At 52.7% G+C, this 16,737-nt stretch carries 20 protein-coding genes; all 20 read right to left on the bottom strand.

The window, feature by feature from the left end:
* Window positions 1-13: 13 nt before the first annotated feature.
* Entirely contained in the window at window positions 14-733 is a 720-nt protein-coding gene (locus AC5SV9_RS12350; RefSeq protein ID WP_475149958.1) for a FliA/WhiG family RNA polymerase sigma factor, read from the bottom strand.
* 9 nt (window positions 734-742) lie between these two features.
* Window positions 743-1,171 (bottom strand): flagellar basal body-associated FliL family protein, encoded by a 429-nt coding sequence (locus AC5SV9_RS12345; RefSeq protein ID WP_475149960.1) that lies wholly within the window; start codon window positions 1,169-1,171, stop codon window positions 743-745.
* A gap of 14 nt (window positions 1,172-1,185) precedes the next feature.
* Complete coding sequence (locus AC5SV9_RS12340) at window positions 1,186-2,394, bottom strand: flagellar hook-length control protein FliK (protein ID WP_475149962.1); 1,209 nt, start codon at window positions 2,392-2,394, stop codon at window positions 1,186-1,188.
* Window positions 2,391-2,717, bottom strand: a complete 327-nt coding sequence (gene fliT / locus AC5SV9_RS12335) for a flagellar protein FliT (protein WP_475149965.1) — start codon at window positions 2,715-2,717, stop codon at window positions 2,391-2,393. The genes AC5SV9_RS12340 and fliT overlap by 4 nt, the downstream gene beginning before the upstream one ends.
* 271 nt (window positions 2,718-2,988) lie before the next feature.
* Complete coding sequence (gene fliS / locus AC5SV9_RS12330; protein ID WP_475149968.1) at window positions 2,989-3,381, bottom strand: flagellar export chaperone FliS; 393 nt, start codon at window positions 3,379-3,381, stop codon at window positions 2,989-2,991.
* A 16-nt stretch (window positions 3,382-3,397) separates the two neighbouring features.
* Window positions 3,398-4,693 carry a flagellar filament capping protein FliD gene (gene fliD, locus AC5SV9_RS12325; RefSeq protein ID WP_475149970.1) on the bottom strand — a complete coding sequence of 432 codons (1,296 nt, stop codon included), beginning with the start codon at window positions 4,691-4,693 and terminating at the stop codon, window positions 3,398-3,400.
* A 91-nt stretch (window positions 4,694-4,784) separates the two neighbouring features.
* Entirely contained in the window at window positions 4,785-5,624 is an 840-nt protein-coding gene (locus tag AC5SV9_RS12320) for a flagellin N-terminal helical domain-containing protein (protein WP_475149972.1), read from the bottom strand.
* Window positions 5,625-5,720: 96 nt separating this feature from the next.
* Complete coding sequence (locus tag AC5SV9_RS12315; RefSeq protein WP_475149974.1) at window positions 5,721-6,002, bottom strand: hypothetical protein; 282 nt, start codon at window positions 6,000-6,002, stop codon at window positions 5,721-5,723.
* On the bottom strand, window positions 5,999-7,333 hold the full coding sequence (locus AC5SV9_RS12310; RefSeq protein WP_475149977.1) for a motility associated factor glycosyltransferase family protein: 1,335 nt from the start codon (window positions 7,331-7,333) through the stop codon (window positions 5,999-6,001). Before AC5SV9_RS12310 ends, AC5SV9_RS12315 begins: the two co-directional genes overlap by 4 nt.
* A 6-nt stretch (window positions 7,334-7,339) precedes the next feature.
* A complete protein-coding gene (locus AC5SV9_RS12305; RefSeq protein ID WP_475149978.1) occupies window positions 7,340-8,365 on the bottom strand; it encodes a hypothetical protein in 1,026 nt (341 codons plus the stop codon).
* 39 nt (window positions 8,366-8,404) lie between these two features.
* Window positions 8,405-9,301, bottom strand: a complete 897-nt coding sequence (flgL, locus tag AC5SV9_RS12300) for a flagellar hook-associated protein FlgL (protein WP_475149979.1) — start codon at window positions 9,299-9,301, stop codon at window positions 8,405-8,407.
* A gap of 10 nt (window positions 9,302-9,311) precedes the next feature.
* Complete coding sequence (flgK, locus tag AC5SV9_RS12295) at window positions 9,312-10,646, bottom strand: flagellar hook-associated protein FlgK (RefSeq protein WP_475149982.1); 1,335 nt, start codon at window positions 10,644-10,646, stop codon at window positions 9,312-9,314.
* On the bottom strand, window positions 10,643-11,113 hold the full coding sequence (locus tag AC5SV9_RS12290) for a rod-binding protein (RefSeq protein ID WP_475149984.1): 471 nt from the start codon (window positions 11,111-11,113) through the stop codon (window positions 10,643-10,645). The genes flgK and AC5SV9_RS12290 overlap by 4 nt, the downstream gene beginning before the upstream one ends.
* The gene (locus AC5SV9_RS12285) at window positions 11,114-12,208 is read right to left on the bottom strand and encodes a flagellar basal body P-ring protein FlgI (RefSeq protein WP_475149985.1); all 1,095 of its coding nucleotides are present in this window, start codon (window positions 12,206-12,208) and stop codon (window positions 11,114-11,116) included.
* 10 nt (window positions 12,209-12,218) lie between these two features.
* Window positions 12,219-12,881, bottom strand: a complete 663-nt coding sequence (gene flgH / locus AC5SV9_RS12280) for a flagellar basal body L-ring protein FlgH (RefSeq protein ID WP_475149986.1) — start codon at window positions 12,879-12,881, stop codon at window positions 12,219-12,221.
* A gap of 3 nt (window positions 12,882-12,884) precedes the next feature.
* The gene (flgG, locus tag AC5SV9_RS12275) at window positions 12,885-13,670 is read right to left on the bottom strand and encodes a flagellar basal-body rod protein FlgG (RefSeq protein WP_475149988.1); all 786 of its coding nucleotides are present in this window, start codon (window positions 13,668-13,670) and stop codon (window positions 12,885-12,887) included.
* A 13-nt stretch (window positions 13,671-13,683) separates the two neighbouring features.
* Window positions 13,684-14,418, bottom strand: coding sequence for a flagellar basal body rod protein FlgF (locus tag AC5SV9_RS12270; protein WP_226767924.1), 735 nt, complete (start codon window positions 14,416-14,418; stop codon window positions 13,684-13,686).
* An 11-nt stretch (window positions 14,419-14,429) separates the two neighbouring features.
* A complete protein-coding gene (gene flgE / locus AC5SV9_RS12265; RefSeq protein WP_475149989.1) occupies window positions 14,430-15,626 on the bottom strand; it encodes a flagellar hook protein FlgE in 1,197 nt (398 codons plus the stop codon).
* Window positions 15,627-15,636: 10 nt separating this feature from the next.
* A complete protein-coding gene (locus AC5SV9_RS12260; RefSeq protein ID WP_475149990.1) occupies window positions 15,637-16,305 on the bottom strand; it encodes a flagellar hook assembly protein FlgD in 669 nt (222 codons plus the stop codon).
* A 12-nt stretch (window positions 16,306-16,317) separates the two neighbouring features.
* Window positions 16,318-16,737: a flagellar basal body rod protein FlgC gene (flgC, locus tag AC5SV9_RS12255; RefSeq protein WP_475149992.1), complete on the bottom strand. Its 420-nt coding sequence runs from the start codon at window positions 16,735-16,737 to the stop codon at window positions 16,318-16,320.

Genomic DNA, 16,737 nt, shown 5'->3' with positions numbered 1-16,737 from the left:
GCTTCCTGTACCTTTACCACTGCGCCAGCTTTTTGCTGAGCATCTCCACCGATTGTTTGTGCAGCTGACATACCCGCGATTCCGTTAACTGCAGCACCAGTGCAATTTCCTTCATATTCAGCTCATGGGCGTAATACAGCTGCAGCAATAACTTATTGCGCTCCGGCAACGACGACATGGCTTTTTTCAGCGATAACTTCAGCTCCAGCTGGTTTAAATTGGTGCTGCCAAGCTGGGCATCAGCCTGCTGTTCCAGCAATAAATCCAGGCTTTCCATGGCTTCGGCCTGGCCGACGTACTGCAGCTCCAGCAAGGTGGCGCTGTCTATGCCCATGGCTTCACATAACTCATCATCGGTCGGAATGCGGCCCAACTGCCGCGTCAGCTCGCGGCTTTTATCTCTTAGCTGGTGTGATTGCTGGCGCAGTTGCCGTGGCCGCCAGTCGATGCGACGAAACTCATCCAGCATGGCACCGCGTACCCGTTTAAACGCATAAGATTCAAATTGCTCATCAACATCGCGGCCATAGCGGCGTAAAGCGCTGAGCAGCCCCATCAGGCCTATCTGCTGTAAATCGTCTTTATCAACCATGCTGCCAACCAGGCTGCGTAAGTGGCCTGCGGCACGTTTGACGATATAGCTGTAACGGTTTAACAGTGCGCTTTCCTGTGCCGGGCTGAAACTGAAGTTGCCAGTTTGCTCCGGCTCAGGCCATTGAGTGGTTGCCAGCATAAATTGGCCTTACTGAATAAACACGTTGGTTACCAGCACCTGTTCAATCTGGTAACTAAACGCATTCTGGTTCAGGGTTTGGTTAAATTTGTCCAGCAGCTGGGTCTGAATTGCCGGAATGTCTTTAAAGCTGGTTTTTACATCGGCATGGCTGATATTGCTAAAGTGCTCTACCAGCGCATTACGCAGCAGCGGTGAGGCATCCGGCAGTGCTGCCATCACATCAGTGCTATGGCTGATAAGCGTCAGCTCCAGTACCAGATACCGTGAATGCTGCGCCGAGTCGACACTGATCACAAAGCGTTCCAGCGGATAAAACAGCGGTTTATTCTGCACTACGCTGCTTTCACTTTGCTGTGCATTCAGCCAGAAGTATGCGGCACCGCCGCCGACAGCCAGCAGCAACACGGCTGCAATCACTAACACTAATGCTTTCATCTGTTACTGCTCTCCTATACCAGCCGGTTCAGCCAGTTTGTCGCGTTTTCGCCAGACACTGCTGCAGACTCTGCCGCGTCATCTGGTACCTCATTAAAATGTACAGCAATAGTCTGCTGCTGCGCGCTGTTGTGCTGGCCAGATTGCTGCTGTGATTGCTGGCGCACGTCAATATTTAACGTTTGCTCATTACCCAGCCGCTGTGCCAGTTGCTGGCGCAGCTGATCCAGATTTTGCTGCATCGCTTCACGTAACTGTGTATTGGCGGCATACAGCTGCACATTGGTACGCTCACCATCCAGACTGACACTGAGTTCAATGACGCCAAGCTGGGGCGGGTCAAGCCGGATTTGCGCACGCTGGATTTGTTGGCCCAGCTGCAAGTTAATTTTGTCGGCCAGCAGATGCACCAGCTTCTGACTCCACTGGCTGTTATGCGCAGTGCTGGCTTGGCCTGTTAGTTCTGCTTTCCAGCTAAACACTGTGTCACTGCTGTTTGTGACGCCAGAGGCGGTGGCAGTGCTTACCGGTGTGGTATCGCTGGCCTGGCGCGCAGACAGCGCCTGGCGAATAAACTGCTGCAATGTGGCACCAGCGTTTACGCTCTGTTGCACCGGCTGTTGCGGCAGTTCAATGCTGTCGCCATCTGCTAACGGTAATACTGCCTGAGCGGTGGCCGAAGTAGCGGGCAAAGGCTCCAGCCGCGACGCAGCGCTACTGGCTACCAATGCCGATAGCACTGCTCCAGGCGCTGGCGCTGCATCAGCTGTTGCTCCTGTTGTACCTGTTGGCAGCACCATACTGGCAGCTGTTGTCAGCTGAAGCATGCTGCCAGCCGGCGCGCTATTGCTTGCTGTCGTGTCGATTTGCTCTGCCGCGGTGGCAGTAGTGCTATATTGCTGGCTCAACAGCGACCATGATGCCAGCGTCACCGCAGGCTCTGTCAGCGGTGACGACAGGCTGCTGTCTGCCGGCAGCGGCATCAGCAGTTGCGGCAGCACGGGTAACGGGCTGCTATCGGTTGCCGGCTCTGGCGGTACAGTGTCATCGTCAGATATATCTGCCTCGCCCGTCTGCGGATTTTCCGCGCTTTGTTGTGCCAGCTGTGCCAGCAGCTGCTGATAAGGTAGTGCTGTTACACCATCATCAGTCAGGTTAGTGCCGACGGTGGTGTCCGCCGTATCGGCGGGCTGATTTGTCGGTTGACGCACTACAGGTATCATTGCGTCTTCCCTTCTGTTGTTTGCTGGTAGGCCACAACGCCGGGGCGGTTTTTATTAAACTGTGCCATTTGCAGCTCGGTACGCTGCAGTTCGTTCTTTGCCAGTTGCAGCACATGCTGGTAATTCTGTTGCAACGCACTCAGCTGAGCGCTGAACTGGTCTTTAGCACCGGCCTGGGTTATACGCTGTACCAGCGCCAGTAGCTGACGGTCCATCGCCCGCAGACGTTGCCAGTCGTGTGCACGGGCAGCCAGCAGCAGCTCATGCTGCAACTGCGTAAGTGCTCTGGCGATATCAGTACTGTTTAAGTAGCTTAGCGACACACACGACCTCGGGAAAACGGCTTATCCGAACTGAGATAGCAACTGTCAGGCCATGTTTTATCTTGCTGATTTACATAGAAATAAAAGCAAAGAAACCGTTAAAGCGGAAGTATTACTTCCGCCTGACGGAAGTAAGGGCACAACGGCATTGCCGCCAACCCGGGGTAAAGTAACAACAGCTGGTACAGAGTGAAAAAAACCGCTGCCAAAGCAGCGGTAAAAGGTTACATCAGGTACAAATGTAACAGTGGAAGAAAAGGTACTGCTAAACTCAGGCGGCGTTTTGCGCCAGCCCCTGCCAGCCTTCCTGCAGATTGGTCATAATAACGCGCACTGTATCAAGCTGGCTTAAATCGTTTTTCAGACTGGCCGCTAACACAGCCTGACCACAGTGCTGGTATAGCCGCTGCATATTGGCAGCCACTTCGCCGCCGTTTTCCTGATCCAGCGAGGCTTCCAGCCCACCGAGGATCTTCAGCATACGCTCAGTGCCGGCCGCCTTTTTATCAAAGCGTTTGGCTTGAATATGGCCCTCTACCCGGGCCAGCTCATCGAGAAAACCATCGAATAACATCAGCACCAGCTTGTGAATATCGGCTCCGGCGGCTTTACCTTCAACCGAGGTGTTCTGGTAGGCCTGATAGCCATTGGCAAAATCTAACATAGGTGTGTCCTGCTAATTAAAATTGTCCCATCGAGCTTTCCAGCTGCGCTATGGTGACCTGCATCTGCGTAAACTGACTCAGGTAACGCTTGTAGGTTAGTTCCATGGAATAATCATGCCGCTTTTGCTTTTCGGTGATTAAATCCAGGCTGGCCTGAATAGTTTTTTGTTTGTCGCCGAGCAAACCAAAGCTTTTACTGTACGGCTCTATTGTGGTTTCAAGTTTCGCCAGCATGCCATTGTCACCACTTAACATGGCCTCAAGCTTGGCCGGGTCTTTCTCCAGCGCAGCTTCAAAACGTTCGGTATCAATGTTCAGTTTACCGTTACGGTCGAACTCAATACCGACACTGTATAGGGTACTGCCTTCAAAAGTACCCTGAAAAATAGCGCGGAACTGGTTTTGTACACTGCGCGCCATGCTGTCGTTTTTCAGGTTAGTATCTTTGCTGATACTGCCAACAATGTTGTTATAGCCATCAATAAAACTTTGCAGGTTTTGCTTAATCGCCTCATCATCCTGGCCAACTTTGACCGATACCGGGCTGTCGCCTGCAGTTTGCGCCTTTAACAAGTCCAGCGTGACGCCTTCAATTACATCGGTCAGCGTATTGCTGCTGCCGGTCACACTGATAGCGGTGTCGCTACCCAGCCGCACTATGGCGTCCTGCGCGGCTTTTAACTCTTTTTGCCCGGCCAGTGCAGCCGTAATATCGGCACCGGCAGGGTCGGCTCCGGGCGTAAAATTCAGGCTCAACTGATTGGCGGCGCCGCTTTCATCGCTGGAAATAACCAGAAAAGTTTCACTGCCGCTACGCACTAACGTCGCGCTGACACCGTCATTGTCGGCGTGGTTATTAATTGCTGCGGCAAGGTCGCTGACTTTGGCGTTAGCCGGTAAGCTGGCTAAATCGACAGAAAAGCTACTGCCAGCCAGGTCGATACTCAATTCACCATCTGTCGCCAGTGTTGCCGTCGGGTCAAATGACAGGGCGACCTGATGATTCTGCGCCAGCTGTTCAACAAAAATCTCGTAGTTACCGGCCACGGCATTGCCGCCGGCTTTTATACTCAGCGTCGACTCACTGCTGCTGGTTGCGGTATTGGCCAGTATGCTTTTGTCGGCGCTGCGAAAATCTTTAATCTGGGTAAGGAAACTGCTGAGTGATGTTTGCAGTTTTTTTATTGCATCTAACTGGGCAGTAAATTGTTTCGATTTACCTGCCAATAGCTGATCTTTGCCGGCGCGTTCAATTTGAGTGTACTGACTGGCCAGATATTGCGGATCTATGCTTAAAAATGACGATGCCATAACCTATACCCTGGTAGAAACGGAGAGAACAAACACTCTGCCAGCGTAATACTGACAGAGTGCCAGACAGAGCAGTGCCCTGCCGTTTAACTTAACGCAGTAAAGAACCAATCATCTGAGTGGTGCTGTTAGATGCGCTCAGTACAGAAATACCTGAGTTCATCAGCAACTGCTGTTTAGTCATGCTTGAGGTTTCTTTGGCGAAATCAGCATCCATCAGCTGCGATGCTGACGCCTGAGTATTCTCAGTCATATTAGTTAAGTTGTTGATGGTGTGATCAAGACGGTTCATGCTGGCACCCAGGTTGGCACGGGCAGCACCGATATTGTCGATCAGCGTATCAATCTCAGCCATAGTAGTGCTTGAATCAGCCTGATCAGTCAGACCAGTGATCGCACCTAAAGTAGTAGTGATAGCACCCAGTTCAGTTGATACATCAACATCCAGCGTTTCAGCTGCTGTAGAACCGATTTGGAAGGTTACAGGACCGGCACCGAATTTACCGGCAGCGTCTAACAACGTGGTACCTGAACCGTAAGAAGTGTTGCTCATGATATTATCAAGTTCAGAAGACAGGGCATCAAACTCTGAGCTTAATGCAGTGTATTCAGAAGTGTTGTTGGTACCGTTAGCACCTTGTGTTGCCAGCTCTTTCATACGGTAAGCGATGTTGGTCATCTCTTCAAACGCACCTTCTGCAGTTTGCAGCATAGAGTTGGCGTTGTTAGCGTTATAAATTGCCGCTTCCTGACCACGTACCTGGGCATTTAAGCGGTTAGCAATTTGCAAACCAGCTGCGTCATCTTTAGCAGAGTTAATACGGAAACCTGAACCTAAACGCTCCAGCGCTACTGATAAATCGTTGTTAGTACGACCCAGCTGGTTCTGGATTGCTTTTGACGCCATATTTGATTGAATTGATAAAGCCATCTTGGAATCTCCTGTGAATGATGCTCACAGATATAAAGCGGCGCTGTGCTGTCAAAACTAAAAAAATTTTTTAGAAATTTACCAGAGCTGAACAGTTCAGCTTTCGTTACACAGGTGCAGCAAGTCCTGCAGTTCATATTCCAGATAATCCGCCAGTCCGAGCCAGTCACGTTGTGCCTGACAATTCAGCACCGCCTGCAAAATATTCTGCAGCTCAGTGGCATATTGGACGGGCTGTGATGAAAATGCCTGCACCAGTTGCGCCACCATAGCCGCCAGTTCAACAGCTGCCTGGGTATGGCTGCCACAGCGAAACTGCAGTGCCAGTTCAGTGGCCTGACATTGATACTCAGCCAGCGAGGTTATTTCTGTGCTCATTTTTCAGCCTGCTCCACAACGTTACCGGGCCCAGCCTCATCAAATGGCTTAGTGCCTGCGATCACCGCACCGACCTTAGATGCATTAAAAAACTGCACTGACGCATGTGCACGGATAAAGCGCTCCAGGCCCAGGCGGTATGTCAGTAAATTACGCAGCGTGGGTACTTTTTCACCCTGCACGTTTTCTACCCAATCGGTGGCGCTGGCATAACCCGGTCCCAGCATTTTATCCTGCCAACCGGCATGGGTTTTGTTGGCGCTGAACGCAAAATCGGCACCGAACAGCACCACTTGCTTCGCCCCCATTTTCACGGCTAAGTCCACTGCAGGGTGCAGCACGCTGCCATGGATAAACAGCGAAGCTGCATTAATTTCAGGGCGGATGCTGTCAAACAATTTGCTCTGGCTCATCGCCACATAGCGCTGGCCGGAGCAGTCTGTCAGCAACTGCAAGTGTGTTAACGGGAAATACACCAGTGCTGTTTTTGATGGCAGGCTTGCACAAGACAAATGCCAGGGGTCAATTTTTTGGTCCATAGTGACAACGATGTCAGGTACCACCTGATGCGACAACAGCGCTTTTACTGCCGTATCCACCGCAATTAACAGCGGTGCATCGTGTTGTTGCTGACGCTGGTAAAGATAGTGGCACTGCTGCTCCAGTGACGGACCAGACGCTATGACAAATACCTGTTGCTGTGATTTAACAGAGTTAAACAGCAGCTGTACCGGCCTGTCATTTTGCCAGTAGCGCTTGTTTTCTGTCAGCCGGTGCATATAAGGCTCGGCAGCACGTATCACCTGGGCAGCCACATACCCGGCTTCACGCTCAGCGGTCAGTTGGTTGGCTATATCACGTTGGCTATCACTGACCAGCACCAGCTCTGAGGGCGAGACCACAAAGGGCAATTCAATATCCTGCTGTGCACTGGCCAACTGCAGCTCTACCCTGTCATCGCTAAGCCAGTGACGTTGGTCAAGCAATTGCAGCACCAGCGCAAACACACATTCGTTCATAATGCAGACGTTAAGCTGCTGCAACTGAGCTGATGCCAAAAGCAATTGTTGTACATCGCCAAGGCCTGTACCGTACAGGGTAATTTTGCAGCTATCAGCAGGGAGTTTGGCGGTAAGTTCGCCGGCTTCTTTTTGCCGGTCGTGCCGGCTGGTAAGTTGAACACCGTTAATCAGCAAGGTGCTGTCGCGCCCTTGTGCCAGTTGCACCTGCGGCCGGTGTTGCTCGTCAGCCGCCTGCAGTATTACCGATGTTAGCGCCGGCCAGCGCTGGCTGATAACTGCGAGATTATCGGAAAAACACGAATCAGACACTCAGACTTATCCCAAACCAAATTCAACCAGACTACGGGTGATATTGGCCTGTGACATCACTACCGATACCGCGCTTTTACTGCCGCTTTGCATGTTAAGCCGTAGCTGCTGGCTTAACGCATTTAACTCTGTCGTATCACTTTGCTGCTGCGATATCGCCGCTAACTGAGCCTGTAACGCGGCGCGCTGCGCCTGCACTTTGCCCAGTGCATCTTTTAACTGCTGCTGTACTAACTGGATCTGTTGCTGATACGCCTGCACGTTGTCCGCCTTGCCAGCCGCTTTGCTCAGTTGTGTCAGCGCACTGTCGGCCGGTTGCAACGCGACACTAACCGGGTTGCCGGCCGCCACCCGCACACCCTGGCCGGTTAACAGCCAGGGTTCCTGCAACTTACGGGCATTACGGGCTTCGGTTGAAAAATATAGTTGCTGCTGATTATCTGTGCTGACACTGATTTGCTGCGGTGCAAAGGCTTGCTGCACACTTTGCAGGTTTTCACTGACACTTTGCCCGGCAGGCAGGCTGATACTGACCGCACCGCCACTGCGGCCAAGCAGAATATTCACCTGCTCGCCCTGGCGTCGCTCAGACAACAGATCAATGTTGTTAGTTAAGCTGGCGCTTACCGGCGCCGGGGCTGTGCCGGCCGGCATCAGCTGGGCGTTCAGGCCGGAATCACTGCGAGCCAGTTTTTGCTCCAGTTGCTGCAGTTTTTGCTGCGCCTGTTGTTGCTGGTCGGCGGATAATCTGGCGGCGGCAGGCGAATTCAGCTGCCGTCGCAGGTTTTCCAGTTCCTGATAAGCCAGCCGGATGCTACGCTCAGTTTGATCAGTCTGGCTCAGCTGTTTAGACACATCAGCGGCCAGCGCCCATTTACTTAATACCTGAATTTGCCGGGACTGGCGTGACAGCGGCACCTTTTGCCCGGCATCATCCTGCTGCACCGCTTTTACTACCGCAGCTTTGTCCGTTGCACTAAGTGGGGTCAGTGCACTGTTGTTTACCTTTTCTACCGCATTTGACAGCTGCATTATCGTCTCCCTACCGGCAAATACGCTCAGATATCAGCATCAGACATAGGAAAACAATGTCAGCTGTGACACGCTGGAATACACCTTCAGTGATGATTCATACGATGCCATCGCCTGATTCATCTGCACATACGCTTCGGGGTAATCCACTTCTTTAATGTCATCGCGCAGATTCTCAGTGAACAGCGCTATATCATCATTACCCAGTGCCATTTCATCCAATGACGCTAAAGTGCCGCCAATACGGGTAATCTCACCGCTGACGCTGGCCAGAAAATTACTGATATGGCCTAACAGGTCACGCGACTCATTCCCTACACCAGCAGCCGGCGCGGTAGCGATCAGGTCCAGATAGGTTTGCATTTCATTTAAAAAGGTGACGCCGGGGTCAAGTTTATCGCCGGTGATGTTGGCTGGCACGCTGGAATTATCTGACACGGCAACATCGCGCACCCTGTCATCGCCTAAGTACTGATACACGCCGGCGCCGTCGCGCTCAAAAGGTTTAACATCGGTTAAGCTGCCGGAGAAGTAATAGTTGTCGTTGCCATCTTTGGCATTGAGTAAATCGACAATGGCTGGAAACAGCACTGACAGTTCCTGGCTGTAAGCTTCCATCTCAGCCTGCCCGACCGAACCATCGGCTGCCGTGGTGACAATTTCCTGAATAGAGTACAGCGTATTAACGATACTGCTAAGCTGGGTTTCCTGCTGCCCCAGAGTAAAATGCACCGCATTCATGTTGCTTTTGTACTGATCCAGTTTGGTCAGCTCACTGTTCAGTGTCAGCAACATTACCGAGCCCAGCGGGTCGTCTGAGGGCTTCTGAATACGCTGATTAGTCGCCAGTTGGGTAGACAGCTTGCTGTATTCAGCCGTTGACTGCTGAATATTGCGGATCGTTGTCAGGTGATATTGATTGCTGCTTACACGCATTTCAGCGACCTCAGAAAATATTAATCAGGGTTTTGAACAGTTGATCTGCGGTACTGATCACTCTGGCGTTGGCATCATATAACTGCTGATAAAACATCAGGTTGGCGGCCTCTTCATCCAGATTGACGCCGCTGACGCTGTCGCGCGCCGCTAAGGCATTGTCTTTTAACAACTGCGCCGTTTTTACGCTGCTTTGCACCTGCTTACTCTGAATCGCCAGGTCGCCAATCAGGGTGTCATAACCGGTCATAGAGCCATTTAGTGCTGACACCAGATTGGCGATATTGCCGTTGTCACCACGGCCACCCGAGGGGATCCAGTTGCCAAAGCCATCATCCACCCGGCCGGTAAAGGCCAGATCATCAGGTTCCAGCGCGGCGTTAACACCAAAGGTGCCCAATACATCGGCCGGGTTGTAAACAAACAGTGGCTCACCGGGCAAGCCATTTAAATCAAAGCCTTCCGACAATGCCGTGTTGACCGAGTCAGCAACGCTGCTAACAATAGTTTCGAGCTGTAATTTACTGGGCTGCAACACAGTGGCATCGACATTCAGCAAACCGCCGATGCGCCCGCCAACAAATTCGTTCAGCGCGAAGTTCTGGCTGTTAAAACTGACATCAACACTGGTGCCGGTCACGCTGACAGCAGCGGCTTTGCTGCCCACCACTAAGGGTGCGCCATTTTTACTACTGATATTCAGATTACCGTCACCGACATCGGTAATATCTACGCCAAGATAGCCGGATAACTCGGTCACCAGATTCTCGCGCGCATCAGACAGTTCTGCCACCGGCTGGCCAAGCGCCATCGCTTTACTGATTTTGCTATTCATTTCAGCAATCTGCTGTAACAAAGAACTGCTGTTATCTGCCAGATCGCTTAGCTCTTTACCCAGCTTGGCCTGCTGATCAGATAAGGCACCGTTGATCTGCGCAATATCCTGTACCAGCGACTGCGCCGACGATAACGCCTGCTGGCGGTAAGCGGCAGAATCCGGTGCAGACATAGCGGCGTTAAACGACGCGCGGATACCGGCGACCGCATCATTCAGGTTCAGCGATTCGGTACCCAGAATTTGTTCCAGATAGCCAATATAGTTCTGAAAGCCTTCGTAATAGCCGGTGTCTGCGCTGGTACGCCAGATATCATCATTCAAAAAGCTGTTAACAATACGGTCAACTTTGGTCACTTTAACGCCGTTCAGGCCACCAGCCGCAGTTTCCAGATACACCGTCTGCCGGCTGTAGCCTTTAACCGCCGCATTTGCGACGTTTTGGCTGACAGCACCCAGCGCGCTGTTAGCCGCATTAAGGCCTGATACGCCGTTTAAAAGCATGCTCATAAACCGGAATTCCCACTTGGATCTGCCTGCCATAATGGCTGGCTGAACGCATTATTGCTGTATTGCGGCGTCACCAGAGTCAACGCCCCCTTATCAGGCATAGCGACAGCATCGACAAGTTGCTTAAATTTATTTTCGCTTTGCGAAAGGCCGGCACCAAGCTGCTTTACTATGGCTTCTGACAAGCCAAGCTGCTGGTTCGACGCCAGCGACTGTGCCAGCTGCGCGTCGTGCATATCACGGAAGGTCTGCGCTTCATTGCTGGCAAACATGCCGTGTTCACCGGCAATGGCATCCGTGCCGGCATGCATATTTTTTAACACTAACTGCAAAAAGATGGCTTCAAACTGCTCAGCCGCCTGGTTTAACCGGCTGGCGGCGTCCTGACTGGCGTCAATGCCAGCGACTGCACGAGGGTCTATCGCCAGACCAGATAACGATGAACCGGATAACGGGGTTATATTCATTTAAATCACCAGCAGTTCAGCATCCAGTGCGCCGGCGTTGTCCAGCGCAATCAGAATAGACATCAGTTCCGCCGGCGTTGCCCCCAGCGCGTTTATGGCTTTCACAATTTCTTCCAGCGAGCTGCCTTCAGGCCACAGCATCATATTGGCGGCACGTTCTTCCACGTTGACGGCACTGTTCTGCACCGGCGTGGTGGTACCGTTGCTAAACGGGCCAGGTTGGCTGACACCCTGCTGCTCGCTGATGGTTATCGTTAAGCTGCCGTGACTGACGGCAGCGCGTTTAACCCGTACTACATCATTCATTACCACAGTGCCGGTGCGGCTGTTAAACACCACTCTTGGCCGCTGCCGCCCTTCCTGCACATCAATATCCTGTAACATCGACATAAAGGTAATGCGGCTGTTGGCATCGGCCGGTGCACTGACTTTCAGCTTGCCTTTATGTTCTGCACGCGCCACATCCGGGCCAAACACGTCGTTAATGGCGGTGACAAGATTGCGCGCCGTCTGATAATCCGGCTGGCGTAAATTCAGCGTAATTTCACTGTCCGGCTGATACAGCTGGGCAACTGAGCGCTCGACAATAGCCCCGGACGGAATGATGCCAGCTGTCGGCACGTTTACCGTGACTGATGAACCGCTCTGACCGGTTGCATTTAAACCGCCTACCACCAGGTTGCCCTGCGCCAATGCATACACTTTGCCGTCAACACCGCGCAGCGGTGTCAGCATCAGGCTGCCGCCGTGCAGACTTTTCGCATCACCCAGTGACATAATGGTCACATCCAGCGTTTGACCCGGGCTGGCATTAGCCGGCAGCGTGGCGGTAACAGCCACCGCGGCGACGTTTTTCGATTTAGGTAAACTGCTTTCGTCCAGCTGCACACCAAACTGTTTCAGCATATTGTTCAGTGACTGGGCGGCAAATTTAATCTGCGTTTTATCACCCGAGCCGGGCAACCCCACCACCAGGCCGTAGCCAACCAGCTGGTTATCGCGTACGCCCTGAATATCCACCAGATCCAGCAGCGGCCTGGCCACAACGGGCAGAGCAAGTAAGCTTGATAACAAACCGGCAATAAGCGTTTTCATAACACCTCGGTTAAAACGGGTTCAGTAAATTAAATAAGCGGGTGAACCAGCCAGCCTGACTGGCGCGGGCCATTTCGCCTTTACCGGAATAACTGATACGGGCATCGGCAATGCGCTGTGACGACACGCGGTTGGTGACATCAATATCTTCCGGCCGCACAAGGCCCTGCAAGCGGATATATTCATCGCCCTGGTTCAGCTTGATCCATTTTTCACCGCGGATAGCCAGTGCGCCGTTTGGCAGTACATCGGTAACACGCACAGTAATGGAGCCCCGCAAAAAGTTCTGCTGGCTGGCGGTGCTTTCACCGTCAAAGCGTGAACGCGAATTCAGCTCCATCGCCAGCTCAGATGTATTCAGGTTACCTACCAGCGGCACCCCCACATTGATCCCGGTATTTTTATCAACACTGGCATCGGCGCTTTTACTCGACTGGGTGCGCTCGTTCAGCTCGACCGTCAGAATGTCACCCACGCGATAGGCGCGTTTGTCTTCGTACAGCGTAAACATATAACGGTCGCTGTACAGGCTACCCTCTGTCAGGCCAGGCTCGGCCTCGTTACTGCTGCGCGCTGCCACCACTTGCTCCCAGTCAGCCTGGTGCACAGGTTCAGACGGGCTGGCACAACCTGCCAGCAGGCTAAGCAACAACAGCACAGTTAAGGTTTTCATCAGTTACAGGCTCTGGTTAATAAAGCGCAGCATTTCATCTGCCGCCGATACCACTTTGGCGTTCATTTCATAAGCACGCTGCACCGCAATCATGCTAACCATCTCGTCCACCACGCTAACGTTAGAACCTTCAATCACGCCCTGTTGCAGCGCACCAAACGCCTCTTCACCCGGCACGCCCTCAATCGGCTCGCCAGAAGCGGCAGTGGCACGGAACAGGTTACCGCCCAGCGCTTCCAGGCCGGCCGGGTTAACAAAGTTCACTGTTAATATCTGGCCCAGCTCTACCGGTTCAATTTCATTGGCCAGCACCGCTGTTACCGTGCCATCACTGCCGATGGTGACTTTGGTCGCGTTTTCCGGAATGGCAATATTTTGCAGCAGCGGCAAACCATTGGCGTTTACCATCAGCGATTCAGCATTGGGTTGAAACTGGCCGCTGCGGCTATACAGAATTTCACCGTCCGGGCTTTCCATCTGGAAAAAACCCTGGCCGGTAATGGCGACATCCAGCGGGTTGTTACTGGTTTCGTAGTTGCCTTCGGTAAAGATTTTCTGTGTACCGTTCACGCGCACACCGGTACCGACCTGAATACCGGACGGCACCTGATTCAGCTCATCAGCCTGACCGCCTGGCTGGCGCTGAATTTGGTAAAACAAATCTTCAAACACCACGCGGTCTTTTTTAAAGCCGGCTGTGCTGACGTTGGCCAAATTGTTAGAAATAGTGGTCATGCGCATGTCCTGCGCCGCTAAACCGGTTTTACTTACCCATAAAGCTGAATTCATTGCGCTGCTCCTGTTAGCTGTTGCCGCTAATTAATTTGTTACCCGACACGGCAAGCTCATCGGCGGTTTTCATCATGCGGATATTCATTTCAAACTGACGGCTGATATTCATGGTGCTGACCATTTCTTCCACCGCGTTAACATTAGAGCCTTCCAGTGCACCGGTACGCAGCGTAATAGCCAGATCGGCGGCCAGTTCGTCCTGCTGTTGTGGCCTGAGTAAACCGTCCAGCCCTTTCACCAGGGTGTTATCACCGGCACTGACCAGTTTCAGCCGGCCTTCCTGTTCAATGACGCCGCCGCCCACCGGCAGCAGGTTAATGGTGCCGTCGGCGCCAATGTCGATAGCACCAAATTCCGGCAGCACGATATCGCCCTGCTCGCCCTGCACGGTGTAACCGTTTAATGTCAGGCGGCCATCGGCCTCAACCTGCAGATTACCGGCCCGGGTGTAGGCTTCGTTACCATCGGCGTCGGTTACAGCCAGAAAACCGCCATCGCTTAATACCACGTCCAGATCACGGCCAGTCTGTTGTACCGGGCCGTTACTCAGGCTGGTAAATACCGGCAGCAACTGCGCCTGATAACGGCTACGAAAGCCATCGCCAGCCACCATCATTGCCTGCGCCTGTTCAATATCGGCTTTAAAGCCTGGCGTATTGACGTTGGCCAGATTGTTCGCACTGACACGCAGTGCCGTCTGGTTTAGCTCAGCGCCCGAAACGGCGGTGTAAATTAAGCGTTCCATAATGCGGTACCTTAGGTGGCACTAAACAGAATTTGCATCATCTCATCAGCGCTGCTGATGGTTTTGGCATTGGCCTGATAGTTCTGCTGAAACGCCATCAAATCGACCAGCTGTTCGCTGATATCAACGTTAGAGCCAACATAGGCACCGGACAGCAGTGCGCCGAAGCTGCCGGCATCCGGTGTGCCGTAAAGCGCAGCACCCGATTCATTGGTGGCGTACCATACGGTTTTGTTGCCGGTTTCCAGGCCGTTTACATTGGCAAAATTAGCCAGCACTACCTGGCCCTGCAGCTTGGTTTCGCCGTTGGTAAAGGTAGCGAACACTTCACCGGTTTCAGCAATAGCAACACCGGCAAACTCACCGGCGGTGTAACCGTCAGCGTCGTTTTCATAAATATTAAAGCCGCTGCCAAACTGGGTGCTGTTGGTCAGGTTAACGCCAAAATTCATCACAGCGGCGCCGGTGGTCGGGGTATAGCTTAGCGCCACCGTTGACGGTGTGGCCGGGGTTAACAGCTGGCCACTGGGGTCAAATGTCAGCGTCGACGGCGTCGCTAAATCAGCACCGTCAACAAAGTAGCGGGTTTCCCAGGTATTAGGCGCGGTATGGATAAAGTACTGCGTTAAGGTATGGCTGTTGCCCAGCGAGTCAAAAATTTCACTCGACTGCGAATAGTTGTAGCTACTACCCACTGCCGGGTCGAAACCGGCTGCGGGCAGCACGTCACTGGCCGAGCTTAAGTTCAGCGAAAACGCCACTTCCGTAGATGCCTCTGCCGGTATATTGGCCGCTTCAATTTTCAGATCGGTTAACACACCCGGTACCAGATTACCCTGCGCATCAATGCCGTAACCCTGCAGGCGGTTGCCGCTGCTGTTAATGATGTTCTGATCTTTGTCCAGATCAAAGCGGCCAGCCTGGGTATAGGCCATACGGCCGTTTTCTGAAACCACAAAAAAGCCTTTGCCGGTAATGGCTAAATCCAGCGCCGAACCTGTGCTGACAACACCGCCTTCGCGGCTGAAGTTTTCTTTGATGTCACTGACATCAACGCCACCACGCTGACCACCGTTATAGACGGCGGCAAACTCGGCGCTGCCACTTTTAAAACCAGCGGTACCAGAGTTAGCAATATTGTGACTGGTTACTTCCAGTGCTTTCTGTGTCGTTTTCAGGCCGCTTAAGCCGATATTGAACATAGACATAGTAAAATCCTTAGCTGTTTCCACCCAGCGCCAGCTGGTTGGTATCCAGCAGCGAATGATTACCTAAACCATTAATCTGTAAAATAATGTCGTCTTTATTGCTACTCAGCGATACCCGTTCCACTTCACCGCTAAGAAGGGTGGTCAGCGGCTGAGGCTTACCAGCGATAACCGCATCAGCCTGCACGTAGTAACCGCCGGCGGCCTGCTCATCAAACGCGAAACGCAGCGTACCCACGCCGCTGTAGCCCAGGCTTTGATGCTGTACCAGCTCGCCTTCAGCGTTGTAAAGCCGCAGCTCAACAGCATCAGCGTCGACTCCCAGGTTAATAGCACCTTTAATTTCACTACGCTGCTCCAGCACTATGCTTTCAGCTGCGACATCCACCTGCTGGCCGATTAACCCTGTAGCCTGCAACGCTTGCTGGCTGGCCTGCAATTCCAGGTTTTTGCCCGAGTCAATTTTCAGGCTTTGCAGACTTTCCACATTGGCAAATTCAGCTAACTGGCTGACGTACTGGGTGCCGTCCATCGGGTCCAGCGGGTTCTGATGGCTGATCTGCGCCACCAGCAGCTCAAGAAACATGGTTGATAAGCCTTCAGCATTATTGCCATTACCGGCGATAGCGTTGTTGGCGGCGCTGTTATTACTGGCACCTAAGCCACTGATTGCACTCACGCTGCTACTCCTTTACTGCTGGCCAAGACGCAGCACACTTTGCTGCATACTGGACACCCGGCCCATCACCTCAACCGACGTTTGATAGCTGCGCGATGCAGACATCATGTCAGCCATTTCTTCGAGCACGTTGACGTTAGAATAAAATACATAGCCGTCACCATTTGCCAGTGGGTTGTTAGGCTCGTAGCGCTGCTCTACCGGCCGGCTGGAGCTGGTAATACCCATCATCTGCACTTCAGCTGCTAGGCTTTGCTGCTCAGTCGTTTGTTTGTACAGCGCGGCAAATACCGGCTTTAACGCCCGGTAAGCGCCGGCTTCTGTGCTCGCGGCGGTATCGGCATTGGCAAGGTTGGAAGCAATGGTATCCAGCCGCATCACCTGGGCGCGCATCGCGCTGCCACTGACATCGTAAATGCTGTTAAAAGACAT

It is taken from the genome of Rheinheimera sp. ATLC3 (genome assembly GCF_059429535.1).
The sequence above is the reverse complement of the archived record's forward strand: the minus strand, read 5'-3'. Positions and strand labels throughout refer to the sequence as shown.

Bases quoted from the DNA above. Each gene is read 5' to 3' on its own strand.
- AC5SV9_RS12350 (WP_475149958.1), bottom strand. From the start codon at position 733: ATGCTGGCAACCACTCAATGGCCTGAGCCGGAGCAAACTGGCAACTTC.
- AC5SV9_RS12345 (WP_475149960.1), bottom strand. From the start codon at position 1,171: ATGAAAGCATTAGTGTTAGTGATTGCAGCCGTGTTGCTGCTGGCTGTC.
- AC5SV9_RS12340 (WP_475149962.1), bottom strand. From the start codon at position 2,394: ATGATACCTGTAGTGCGTCAACCGACAAATCAGCCCGCCGATACGGCG.
- fliS (WP_475149968.1), bottom strand. From the start codon at position 3,381: ATGTTAGATTTTGCCAATGGCTATCAGGCCTACCAGAACACCTCGGTT.
- fliD (WP_475149970.1), bottom strand. From the start codon at position 4,693: ATGGCATCGTCATTTTTAAGCATAGATCCGCAATATCTGGCCAGTCAG.
- AC5SV9_RS12320 (WP_475149972.1), bottom strand. From the start codon at position 5,624: ATGGCTTTATCAATTCAATCAAATATGGCGTCAAAAGCAATCCAGAAC.
- AC5SV9_RS12315 (WP_475149974.1), bottom strand. From the start codon at position 6,002: ATGAGCACAGAAATAACCTCGCTGGCTGAGTATCAATGTCAGGCCACT.
- AC5SV9_RS12305 (WP_475149978.1), bottom strand. From the start codon at position 8,365: ATGCAGCTGTCAAATGCGGTAGAAAAGGTAAACAACAGTGCACTGACC.
- flgL (WP_475149979.1), bottom strand. From the start codon at position 9,301: ATGCGTGTAAGCAGCAATCAATATCACCTGACAACGATCCGCAATATT.
- flgK (WP_475149982.1), bottom strand. From the start codon at position 10,646: ATGAGCATGCTTTTAAACGGCGTATCAGGCCTTAATGCGGCTAACAGC.
- AC5SV9_RS12290 (WP_475149984.1), bottom strand. From the start codon at position 11,113: ATGAATATAACCCCGTTATCCGGTTCATCGTTATCTGGTCTGGCGATA.
- AC5SV9_RS12285 (WP_475149985.1), bottom strand. From the start codon at position 12,208: ATGAAAACGCTTATTGCCGGTTTGTTATCAAGCTTACTTGCTCTGCCC.
- flgH (WP_475149986.1), bottom strand. From the start codon at position 12,881: ATGAAAACCTTAACTGTGCTGTTGTTGCTTAGCCTGCTGGCAGGTTGT.
- flgG (WP_475149988.1), bottom strand. From the start codon at position 13,670: ATGAATTCAGCTTTATGGGTAAGTAAAACCGGTTTAGCGGCGCAGGAC.
- AC5SV9_RS12270 (WP_226767924.1), bottom strand. From the start codon at position 14,418: ATGGAACGCTTAATTTACACCGCCGTTTCGGGCGCTGAGCTAAACCAG.
- flgE (WP_475149989.1), bottom strand. From the start codon at position 15,626: ATGTCTATGTTCAATATCGGCTTAAGCGGCCTGAAAACGACACAGAAA.
- flgC (WP_475149992.1), bottom strand. From the start codon at position 16,737: ATGTCTTTTAACAGCATTTACGATGTCAGTGGCAGCGCGATGCGCGCC.